At 70.6% G+C, this 10,348-nt stretch carries 10 protein-coding genes and 2 pseudogenes; 5 read left to right on the forward strand and 7 right to left on the reverse strand.

Annotation, left to right across the window (positions count from 1 at the left end; all coding sequences use genetic code 11):
- Nucleotides 1-97: 97 nt before the first annotated feature.
- Both KBA23_RS13755 and pstB read left to right on the forward strand, forming a co-directional pair.
- Nucleotides 98-610, forward strand: a pseudogene (locus KBA23_RS13755) (ABC transporter permease subunit); the annotation flags it as partial.
- A gap of 64 nt (nucleotides 611-674) precedes the next feature.
- Entirely contained in the window at nucleotides 675-1,478 is an 804-nt protein-coding gene (pstB, locus tag KBA23_RS13760; RefSeq protein ID WP_290741895.1) for a phosphate ABC transporter ATP-binding protein PstB, read from the forward strand.
- Between the two features lie 7 nt (nucleotides 1,479-1,485).
- On the opposite strand, the gene KBA23_RS13765 is transcribed toward pstB, so the two are convergent.
- The 3 genes from KBA23_RS13765 to KBA23_RS13775 form a co-directional block, all read right to left on the reverse strand.
- Nucleotides 1,486-2,310 (reverse strand): sulfite exporter TauE/SafE family protein, encoded by an 825-nt coding sequence (locus KBA23_RS13765; protein ID WP_290741878.1) that lies wholly within the window; start codon nucleotides 2,308-2,310, stop codon nucleotides 1,486-1,488.
- Nucleotides 2,311-2,395: 85 nt separating this feature from the next.
- Nucleotides 2,396-3,166 (reverse strand): enoyl-CoA hydratase-related protein, encoded by a 771-nt coding sequence (locus KBA23_RS13770; protein WP_290741880.1) that lies wholly within the window; start codon nucleotides 3,164-3,166, stop codon nucleotides 2,396-2,398.
- 66 nt (nucleotides 3,167-3,232) lie between these two features.
- Entirely contained in the window at nucleotides 3,233-3,988 is a 756-nt protein-coding gene (locus tag KBA23_RS13775) for a TerC family protein (protein ID WP_290741882.1), read from the reverse strand.
- Between the two features lie 456 nt (nucleotides 3,989-4,444).
- Between KBA23_RS13775 and eno the strand changes: the two genes are divergently transcribed.
- Nucleotides 4,445-5,728, forward strand: coding sequence for a phosphopyruvate hydratase (eno, locus tag KBA23_RS13780; RefSeq protein WP_290741884.1), 1,284 nt, complete (start codon nucleotides 4,445-4,447; stop codon nucleotides 5,726-5,728).
- A gap of 16 nt (nucleotides 5,729-5,744) precedes the next feature.
- Nucleotides 5,745-6,359, forward strand: coding sequence for a thiamine phosphate synthase (locus KBA23_RS13785; protein ID WP_290741885.1), 615 nt, complete (start codon nucleotides 5,745-5,747; stop codon nucleotides 6,357-6,359).
- On the opposite strand, the gene KBA23_RS13790 is transcribed toward KBA23_RS13785, so the two are convergent.
- Together KBA23_RS13790 and KBA23_RS13795 are read right to left on the reverse strand one after the other, a co-directional pair.
- The gene (locus tag KBA23_RS13790) at nucleotides 6,338-6,880 is read right to left on the reverse strand and encodes a hypothetical protein (protein WP_290741887.1); all 543 of its coding nucleotides are present in this window, start codon (nucleotides 6,878-6,880) and stop codon (nucleotides 6,338-6,340) included. The two genes, KBA23_RS13785 and KBA23_RS13790, sit on opposite strands and share 22 nt — an antisense overlap.
- On the reverse strand, nucleotides 6,855-7,625 hold the full coding sequence (locus tag KBA23_RS13795; protein ID WP_290741889.1) for a hypothetical protein: 771 nt from the start codon (nucleotides 7,623-7,625) through the stop codon (nucleotides 6,855-6,857). Before KBA23_RS13795 ends, KBA23_RS13790 begins: the two co-directional genes overlap by 26 nt.
- 122 nt (nucleotides 7,626-7,747) lie before the next feature.
- Here KBA23_RS13795 and KBA23_RS13800 point away from each other — a divergent pair, with 122 nt between their 5' ends.
- On the forward strand, nucleotides 7,748-8,548 hold the full coding sequence (locus KBA23_RS13800) for a hypothetical protein (protein ID WP_290741891.1): 801 nt from the start codon (nucleotides 7,748-7,750) through the stop codon (nucleotides 8,546-8,548).
- A 264-nt stretch (nucleotides 8,549-8,812) separates the two neighbouring features.
- Here the strand turns inward: KBA23_RS13800 and KBA23_RS13805 are convergent.
- Together KBA23_RS13805 and KBA23_RS13810 are read right to left on the reverse strand one after the other, a co-directional pair.
- Nucleotides 8,813-9,157 (reverse strand): annotated as a pseudogene (locus KBA23_RS13805) (transposase); the annotation flags it as partial.
- A gap of 478 nt (nucleotides 9,158-9,635) precedes the next feature.
- Nucleotides 9,636-10,232, reverse strand: a complete 597-nt coding sequence (locus KBA23_RS13810) for a hypothetical protein (protein ID WP_290741893.1) — start codon at nucleotides 10,230-10,232, stop codon at nucleotides 9,636-9,638.
- Nucleotides 10,233-10,348 lie beyond the last annotated feature (116 nt).

Genomic DNA, 10,348 nt, shown 5'->3' on the forward strand with positions numbered 1-10,348 from the left:
GTTGATGAAGATCGCTAGGCCGAGGATGCCGAAGACGATCGAGGGCACCGCCGCGAGGTTGGAGATGTTCACCTCGATCAGGTCGGTCAGCCGGTTCTTCGGCGTCCTCGGCCTAGCGATCTTCATCAACTTCCTGCACCTGCCGATGTCGGCGCCGATCGTCGGCGGCCTGGTGCTGACGTTGATGACGCTGCCGACGATCATCATCTCGACCCGCGTGGCGCTGAAGTCGGTGCCGCCCTCGATCAAGGAGGCCGCCCTCGGCGTTGGCGCGAGCCGGATGCAGGCGATCGTCCACCACGTGCTGCCGCTCGCCATGCCGGGCATCCTGACCGGGACGATCATCGGCCTCGCCCACGCCCTCGGCGAGACGGCCCCGCTTCTCCTGATCGGCATGGTCGCCTTCGTGAAGGACTTCCCCGGGCCGCTGCCCGGCGGCGTCCTCGACCCGGCGACCGCGCTGCCCGTGCAGGTCTACAACTTCACCCAGCGAGCCGATCCCGCTTTCGTCGAACGGGCCTCGGGCGCGATCATTGTGCTCCTCGTCTTCCTCGTCATCATGAACGCCATCGCCATCGTCCTGCGCCAGAAGCTCGAGCGCAAATGGTGAACCGGGCCGCCCAAGGAAGGAAAGCCGGATGACTCTCGTGGACAACAAGGTGCAGTATCGTCCCATGGATGCAGTGCGGACCGAAACCGCCGTCGTGCACGACGCGCCCCCCTCCTGGAAGGTGCGCGCGCGTGACGTCTCGGTGTTCTATGGCGACAAGCAGGCGCTGTTCGACGTCTCCGTCGACATCGCGCCGCGGCAGGTGACCGCCTTCATCGGGCCGTCGGGCTGCGGCAAGTCGACGTTCCTGCGCTGCATCAACCGCATGAACGACACCATCCCGACCGCGCGGGTGAAGGGCGAGATCCTGCTCGACGGCGCGAGCATCAACGACCCGCGCCTCGACGTGGTGGAGCTGCGCGCCCGGGTCGGCATGGTGTTCCAGAAGCCGAACCCGTTCCCGAAGTCGATCTTCGAGAACGTCGCCTATGGTCCGCGCATCCACGGCCTCTTCCGCTCCAGGACGGAGCTCGAGGAGACGGTGACGAAGTCGCTCAAGCGCGCGGGTCTCTGGAACGAGGTCAAGGACCGGCTGCACGAGCCCGGAACCGGCCTCTCCGGCGGCCAGCAGCAGCGCCTCTGCATCGCGCGCGCCATCGCGACGCAGCCCGAGGTGGTGCTTATGGACGAGCCCTGCTCGGCGCTCGACCCGATCGCCACGGCGATCATCGAGGAGCTGATCGACGAGCTGCGCAGCAAGTTCACGATCGTGATCGTGACCCACTCGATGCAGCAGGCCGCGCGCGTCAGCCAGAAGACCGCGTTCTTCCACCTCGGCAAGCTGATCGAGGAGGGCCGGACCGAGGACATCTTCTCGAAACCCCGGCACAAGCAGACCGAGGACTACATCACCGGCAAGATCGGCTGAAGCTCCGTCAGATCATCGCCGCCACGAACCGGACGCTGACCGCAAGCAAGAAGAGCCCGAACGCCACCTCCAGCGCGCGCCGCGACATGGCGTGCGCAAGCCACACCCCGAGCCGGGTGGTGAGGATCGAGGTCGGGATGGTGACCACGAAGGCCAGCAACGAGACGTAGCCGATCGCGTCGGGCGGCAGCCCGGGCTTGCCCCAGCCGGCAGCCATGTAGCCGAGCGCGCCGGGGACCGAGATCAGGATCCCCACGCCCGCCCCGGTGGAGACCGCGTTGTGGATCGGCACGCCGTAGAGCGTCAGGACCAGGTTGGACATCGCCCCGCCGCCGACGCCCATCAGCGCGCCGAGAAGGCCGATCCCCGCGCCGCAGATGCGCAGCGTCGTGCGACCGGGCAGGCCGTCGGCGATCTTCCAGCGCCCGCCGGTCAGGAGCTTCGCCGCGATGACGAGCGAGATCACCGTGAAGACGAGCTTGAAGAGGTCAGGCTCCGCGTAGCGGGCGATCAGCGCGCCGAGCGCAACCCCGAGCACCACAGGCGCGGCCCAGAGCTTCAGGAGCGGCACGTCCACCGTGCCGCGCCTGTAGTGACCGCGCGCCGAGACGATGGCGGTCGGGATGATCACCGCGAGCGAGGTGCCCACCGCCAGCGGCATCCGCACCGCGTCCGGATATCCGAGCAGACCGAAGACCTCGAAGAACACCGGCACCGAGATCGCGCCGCCGCCGACCCCGAACAGCCCGGCCAGCACGCCGACGACCGCTCCCGCGGCGAGAAGACCCGCAACCAGCGTCGCGAGCGCGCCCGTGTCGAGCCCGTCGATCATAAGATCCTTCGCCCCTCGTCATCGCCTGCCCCGGCCCGCCCGTCACGCCTTCGGCCACGCCTGGAGAGCCGGCCCGAGCCGCGGGCTACCGCCCCTCGTAGCGGGGCGGCCGCTTCTCGAGGAAGGCGGTCAGCGCCTCGCGGAAGTCCCGCGTCGCCCCGGCCTGCGCCTGCAACTCGGCCTCGAGCGCCAGCTGCGTCTCGAGGTCGCTGGCGAGGCCCCGCCGCAGCGCCTGCTTCATCAGCCGATAGGCCGCCGTCGGCCCATCGGCGAGCCGGCGCGCCCGGGCCCGCACCACTTCCGCGAACTCCGCATCGGGGACGGCCTGCCAGATCATCCCCCAATCCGCCGCCTGCCGCGCCGGAACCGGCTCGGCGAACAGCGCGGCGCCCATGGCCCTGGCGAAGCCGACCTGCCGCGGCAGCCACCAGGTGCCGCCAGCGTCCGGCACGAGCCCGATCCGGGCGAAGGCCTGGATGAAGACCGCCGACTCCGCCGCGATCGCCACGTCGCAGCCGAGCGCGAGATTGGCGCCCGCCCCGGCCGCCACGCCGTTCACCGCCGCGATGGTCGGGACCGGGCAATCGTAGATCGCCCGCAGCATCGGCTCGTACTCCTCGCGCAGGATGCGGCCGACGTCGAAATCTGCCCCCGCCACCCCGAGATCCTGCCCGGTGCAGAAGGCCCGCCCCTCGCCGGTCAGAACCAGCACGCGCGCCTCCGCGCCCGCCCGCCCCACGGCCGCGGTGATCTCGCGGCGCATCGGCTCGTTCAGGGCGTTGAGCTTGTCGGCGCGAGCGAGCGTCAGCGTCGCGACGCCCGCCTCGACCGCGAAATGGATGGTCTCGTAGCTCATGCGCCCCTCCCGGTTCCGTCGCGACCATATCGGTCCGCGGCGGAACCGGGAAAGCCCGACATCGCGTCAGTGACCGGCGTTGTCGCCGCCGCGCCGCGCCGTCCGCCGCCGCGCCAACATGTTGAGCCCCTCGACCAGCGCCGAGAACGCCATCGCCGAGTAGATGTAGCCCTTGGGCACATGGAACCCCATCCCGTCCGCGATCAGCGTCGTGCCGATCATCAGCAGGAATCCGAGCGCCAGCATGACGATCGTCGGGTTCTTCTCGATGAAGTTGGCGAGCGGGGTGGCGGCGAGCAGCATCACGGTGATCGCGACGATGACCGCGATGTACATGATCGCCAGATGCTCGGTCATGCCGACCGCGGTGATGATCGAGTCGACCGAGAACACGAGGTCGAGCAGCAGGATCTGGAAGATCGCGCCGCCGAGCGTCACGTTCACCGCCTTGCCCACCATCTCGTCCTTGTGGTCCTCCGGGTCGACGCTGTGGTGGATCTCCTTCGTCGCCTTCCAGATCAGGAACAGGCCGCCGGCGATCAGGATCAGGTCGCGCCACGAGAACGGATGCCCGAAGGCGGTGAAGACCGGCGCCGTCATCGCCACGATGTAGGAGATCGTGGCGAGCAGCAGCAGCCGCATGATCAGCGCCGCGCCGATGCCGAGCCGCCGCGCCCTCACCCGGTGCTGCGGCGGCAGCTTGTTGGTCAGGATCGAGATGAAGATGAGGTTGTCGATGCCGAGGACGACCTCCATCGCCACCAGCGTGACCAGCGCGGCCCAGCCCTCGGGGGTATACGCGAAGGCGAAGAAGTCTTGCATGGCCTCAGGGCCTCCTGTGCACGTGGTGGGATCGGGACGCGCGACCGCGACCCGTCCGCGCGTTGCGGAAGGTCGGCGCCGGGGCCGGAAAGCCGGGGCGGGGGCATGTGGGCGCTGCGTCTCCTGCCGCGCTGTCGATTGACGGGCGAGTCGGGGCGGCGACCGCACTCTCCCTGGGGCACGACCGTAACCGGTCGTCTCCCGGCCTGTAACCCCCCGTGACGCCCGCGGAACGCCCGCGGGCTCACTCGGGCGCGCAGAAGACGCGGCCGGAGGCGCCGCAGGCGGAGGATGAACTCAGCCCCCTCCTGCCTTCGAGGGTCTGGCCGGTGTCCTGCCCGGACGATGCCGCCGCCTGCGCGGGAGGTCTGGCGCGCCGCCGCCTGACGCGATTTCCTGTTCCGCGCCACGCCGCCTTCGGCTAATCCTCCCCCGAGCCGCTTTCGGGGGAGCACCATGTCGGTCATCATTGACGTCGTCGCGCGGGAGATCCTGGACAGCCGGGGCAACCCGACCGTGGAGGTCGACGTCCTGCTCGAGGACGGCTCGCTCGGCCGCGCCGCCGTGCCCTCCGGCGCGTCAACGGGCGCCCACGAGGCCGTCGAGCTCCGCGACGGCGACAAGAACCGCTACGGCGGCAAGGGCGTGCTCGGCGCGGTCGAGGCGGTCAACGGCGCGATCTGCGACGCCCTCGCCGGACTGCGCGCCACCGACCAGATCCACATCGACCGCATCCTGAACGAACTCGACGGCACCGCGAACAAGGGCCGGCTCGGCGCCAACGCCATCCTCGGCGTCAGCCTCGCCACCGCCAAGGCCGCGGCGACCAGCCTCGGCGCGCCGCTCTACCGCTACGTCGGCGGCGTCACGGCGCGGACCCTGCCCGTGCCGATGATGAACATCATCAACGGCGGCCAGCACGCCGACAACCCGATCGACATCCAGGAATTCATGGTGATGCCGGTCGGAGCCGAGAACCTGCGCGAGGCCGTGCGCATCGGCGCCGAGGTCTTCCACGCGCTCAAGAAGGGTCTCCACGACGCCGGCCACAACACCGCCGTCGGCGACGAGGGCGGCTTCGCCCCCAACCTCTCCTCCACCCGCGAGGCGCTCGACTTCATCATGCGCTCGATCGAAAGGGCAGGCTACCGCCCCGGCGAGGACGTCTATCTCGCTCTCGACTGCGCCGCGACCGAGTACTTCAAGGACGGCCGCTACGACATCTCCGGCGAGGGCAAGATCCTCACGCCCGCCGAGAACGCCGCCTACCTGACCGCGCTCGTCGACGCCTATCCGATCATCTCGATCGAGGACGGCATGTCCGAGGACGACTGGGAGGGCTGGAAGCTCCTCACCGACCAGATCGGCGGCCGCTGCCAGCTCGTCGGCGACGACCTCTTCGTCACCAACACCGAACGGCTGTCGCGCGGCATCGACGCCGGCGTCGGCAACTCGATCCTCGTCAAGGTCAATCAGATCGGCTCGCTGACCGAAACCCTCGCCGCCGTCGACATGGCGCACCGCGCCGGCTACACCGCCGTCATGTCGCACCGCTCGGGCGAGACCGAGGACGCGACCATCGCCGACCTCGCCGTCGCCACCAACTGCGGCCAGATCAAGACCGGCTCGCTCTCCCGCTCCGACCGGCTGGCGAAGTACAACCAGCTGATCCGGCTCGAGGAGGATCTCGGCGACGACGCGGTCTTCGCCGGCCGCTCGATCCTCAGGCGCCGGGGCTGAGACCGGCGCGCCGCAGATGGCCGAGCCGCGGCTCTACCTCGTCACGCCGCCGATCCTGACCGTCGAGGCTTTCGGCGACGTGCTCGCGCGCCTGCTCGACACCGTCGAGATCGCCTGCCTGCGCCTGTCGCTCGCCACCACCTCGGAGGACGAACTGATGCGCGCGGCCGACGCGCTCCGCGCCGTCTGCCACGCCCGCGACGTGCCGCTCGTCGTTGCCGAGCACTACCGCCTCGCCGCCCGGCTCGGCCTCGACGGGGTCCATCTTCACGACGGCCCGCGCCGGGTGCGCGCCGCCCGCGAGGCGCTGGGCTCGAACGGCATCGTCGGCGCCCATGCCCGCACCTCCCGCCACGACGGCATGACCGCGGCCGAGATAGGCGCCGACTATGTCTCCTTCGGCCCGGTCGAGGCCGGCGCCCTCAGCGACGGCGTGAGCGCCCCCTTCGAGCTGTTCGAATGGTGGTCCGAGGTGATCGAAACCCCCGTCGTCGCCGAGGGCGGCGTCTCCCTGCCCCTCGCCGCCACACTCGCGCCCGTCGCCGACTTCCTCGCCCTCGGCGCCGAGATCTGGGACCACCCCGACGGCCCCGAAACCGCGCTCAAGGCCTACGCCGCCGCGCTGGGCTGAGCCCCGCGGCCATGGGCGCCCGCGTTCTGCGGGCACACCGCCGGCCGCCGCCGGCCGCTGGCGAGGACGATTCCGCCATAGCCGTGCCGCGCCTGCTCCGGCAGCAGCCGGGCCTCCACGCTCAGATCCTCCGTCAGCGGCGCGAGCGCCCGGCGCACGTCGGCCTCGTCGACGTTCGCGCGGTCGCCGACATCGTAGCCGCGACAGCGCCGCAGCGCCGCCACCGCGAGCAGGCCGCCGGGCCGGACGAGGCCGGCGATCCGCGCCATATAGAGCGCCCAGGTCGCCCGGTCGGCCGTCGCCGAATCGGCGCCGTAGGCCGAGACGACCACGTCGTAGCAGCGATGGCCCGGCCCCAGCGGCGCGGCGTCCCGCAGGTCGGCGCGCAGCAGCCGCCCCATCCTCGCCCGCATCAGGGCCTCCCGCCCGGCGACGGCCGCGTCGTCGGCGGGCCTTCCGGCGCAGGCGAGCGCATGCCGCACGAAGGGCCGCCAGTCATGCGCGCCGGCCTCCCGGTTCATCCAGCGCTCGATTCCCGCAGGTTCCCGGGCAGGAAGTCGCAAAGGTCGATGACCCGGGCCCGGTCAGCGAACGGAAACGCATGGTGCAGCGTCGGCCGGAACCGAACACCAGGACCGATTGCCCGGGCGGCAGGCCCTGCGCGGCCCCGGCGAGAAAGGCGATGGCGTGGCGCTCGTCCGCCTCGACGCCGGCGTAGTAGTCGGCGAGGTAGCGCTGCGGATCCCACTCCGCCTCGAACGAGGCATAGACCGTCGACCCGGGCGCCCGGCGCAGCAGCCCGCGCGTCGCGTGCGCCAGCCCGAGCTCATAGGCAGCCGCCCCGAGGTTGGCGCCGCCGAGGAACACGAGCGCGTCGATCGAGGTGACGCCGTCGACGAGCAGCGCCGCCCCCGCCGCCCCGAAGTAGTAAGGCGCCTCCTTGGCGAGTTCCGCGCCGACATATCCCGCCGCCGCGGCGAGCCGGCGCGCCCCCAGCCCGGCTCCCCGCCGCAGCGCGATGTCGTGCGCCGTCTTGGACGGCAGGCAGGTGCTCGCCCCGGTCCGTTGCAGCAGATCCCAGTTCGCGGCGAGGCTCGGCCGCAGCGCCGCGCCCCAGGCGGCGTAGCTCAGGAGCAGGAAGGCCAGCGCCGCCGCCGCCGTGGCGCCGACATCAGCCCCGAGGCCACGAGCAGCCCGCCCGCTGCGGTCGAGACGGTGTCCAGCGCATAGGTCGAGGCCAGCGTGGCCATACCGGTGGCGGTCCACGCCCGAAGGCCACTGGACATTGGACGCCGCTCCCTCTGAAGTCTCCTGCGGGCTCGAAATCCGCCCCGCCGTTAAATACGTACCGTATGTACTAACCCGTATCCCGATTCGGATCAAGGACGATGGACCGCAGGACGACCGAGCCGCCGCAGGACGACGACAGGGGCCGCCGCCGCTCGCCGCTGCCGAGGGACGACGCCCGCCGGCGCTATCTCGAGATGGGCGCGCTCGCCGCCCTCGAACAGATCCGTCACGACGCGGGCGACCTCGACCGCGACGCGATGGCGGTCGGCCCCTTCGCCCGGCTCGACGCCAGCGCCGTGGCCGCCCGCGACGGCAAGACCCGCGGCGCCATCACCAACCTCTTCGGCAGCCAGCTCGCCTATCAGGTCAGGACGATGGGCATGGCCCTCGACGCCGCGGAGATCTCCGGACTCGCCGACTGGCCGCCCCTCGCCGCCTTCCCCGACGCGGAAGCCTGGGTCGCCGCGTTCTTCGCCGCCCAGTCCGCCCGCGGCCCGACGCATGGCGCCGCGCCGTCGATGTCGTATGCGTCGCTCTGGGCGCTCTGGCTCGGCGTTCTGCCCTACGGCCTGTGGAGCGAACGCATCGCCGCGCCGTCGATGGAGGAGTTCGGGCGGCGGGTCGCGCAGCTCGAGGCGGTTCTCGCCGAGGCCGTCGCCCATTTCGGGCTGACGCTCCGCGACGGCGCGACGCTCGCCGACCTAGCCTGCGCCTCGGCGAGCCTGATCGAGGGCGTCTGGCTCAACCAGTGCCTGTCGGCCACCCACCCCCGCGAGCCCGACCGGCCGGCCTCCGAGGCGATGGTCCGCGCCGGCCTGATGCTCTGGCGCGGCGCCGTGCGCCACCGCAGCGGCAATGTCCAACCGACGGAATCGTCCGGTGAGCAAGACCTTGCGTAGTTTCGAGACTCTGGAGCGCACGACCCGGTTCAACCGGCGTGCGTTCCGCTCTGGGCCGGATCATTCCGGGAGCGCCCGCCCTGCGCACAGGCCCGAAAACAGCAAGTTATATCAGCCAATAAGCATATCTTGCTATCTTGCGCGCAAGTGTCGTGGACGCCATATATAGCACCTTCCTGAACGCCCACTACCACCAACGGCGTCATCCGCTGATCTGCGCCCCCTGGCGTGAGGTGATCGATGCGAAGCGCTCGGGGTTGCGAGAAGCACGTTCCAAGCTTCGCAGCAGGCGTCGGTGATGGCGCCGTAGCTGTCGAACACGCGGTTCGCGAGACGGTTCTGGCAGAGGAACCGCCACACGTTCTCGACAGGGTTCAGCTGTAGGGTGGCAGCGTTAACAGGCTGATGCTGGACGGGAGGACAAGGTCCTTTCGAGCCGTGCCAGCCGGTGCCGTCGAGGACAAGGATCGCATGCGCGCCGGGCGAGACGTGCCGGCCGATCTCGGCGAGGTGGGCGTTCATCGCGTGCGTGTCGGCATACGGTATGACGATCGCGGCGCCGGTCGCAGGGGCCGGGCAGACCGCGCCAAAGATGTACGCCCATGCGTGTCAGGCGACACGACAAACTGGCCCTCCATGTTGCCTCACCAGAGAATGTTACCGACATCGTGATCGCGCGGACCGTCCACGACGGATTTTCGGGGGGCGAGCAGTCGCGGCCGCGGGCCTCTCGCCCCCTGCCCAATTTTCGTCGTTCAAATATCCTCGGGGGTGCCGGGGGCAGACGCCCCCGGCGTCTACGGCTGCCGCCGTGTGCCGGCCGGGGGAGGCAGGGACCTGCGCCTCGCGGGGGTGAGTCAGGAGTCCGACGCAGCGAGGCGCGGGAAGTCCCTGTGGGCTACAAGGAAGACGCGGGCGTGACGGTCGCGATCGTTGCTTCCAGCGCTGCGGTCCCGCAGCGGATAGCCCGCTTTGCCTGGTCCGCCCGCCATGCTCTCACCATTTCGCTGGGTGCTCCGGAGATGCTTCTCCGTGAAGCGATGCGGATAGCGTGCCGTCAGCCGCGCCAGCACCTCGACGGCGGTGATCACCGGTTCGGCGTCGAGCCAGCCGTCGATCTCGCTACGGTGTGGATCGAGTTCACGCGCCTGTAGGGCCGACGATGGATCGGGCGCTGTTCGCCGCTTCGGGCGGCGCTCTTGAGAACGCCGGCGATATCGATGACGATCGGCGCCTCGGCCTCGACCGGGCCGGTCCCTCGCTGATCGACCCGTCGCCCGAGTTCGGCCTGGGCGGCGCGGATCGCGGCGAGGGCGACCACCGGATCGGCGCGCGTCCGGAGATCGGTGATCCGCAGGGCGCTGGCCGCATCCAGCCGGCCGCTCGCCAGCGCCCGGTCTGCCGGCGTCGCGGGTGCATGCCAGCGCTTGACCACCCTGGCGCCGAGGCGGGTCTTCTCGCGAAGCTTGAAGCTCGGCTGGAACAGGTTCACGTGCAGCCGGGCCGCCGCGTAGAGCCGAGCGAGCGCCGCGGCGGCCGCCGGTCCCTCGAACCGCCCGTATCCGACCAGCCGGCGCACGATTGCGCCGTTCTTCTGCTCCACCCAGGCCTGGTCGTTCTTGCGATAGGCCCGGAGCGCGTGACCTCGAGGCCCCGCGCCCGGCACCAGTCGACTGTACCGCACCCGGTTCCCTGGACAGTAGGTTGCACTATGCCGCGCATGGCAGGTTCTGGTCGAGCCATCTCTGACGTGCGGCGGCGGGGCTGAGGTGGCCGTTCTTCTCGATCAGCCACTGGGTG

Source organism: Amaricoccus sp., from assembly GCF_017995835.1.
In the GTDB taxonomy this organism is placed as follows: Bacteria; Pseudomonadota; Alphaproteobacteria; order Rhodobacterales; family Rhodobacteraceae; genus Amaricoccus.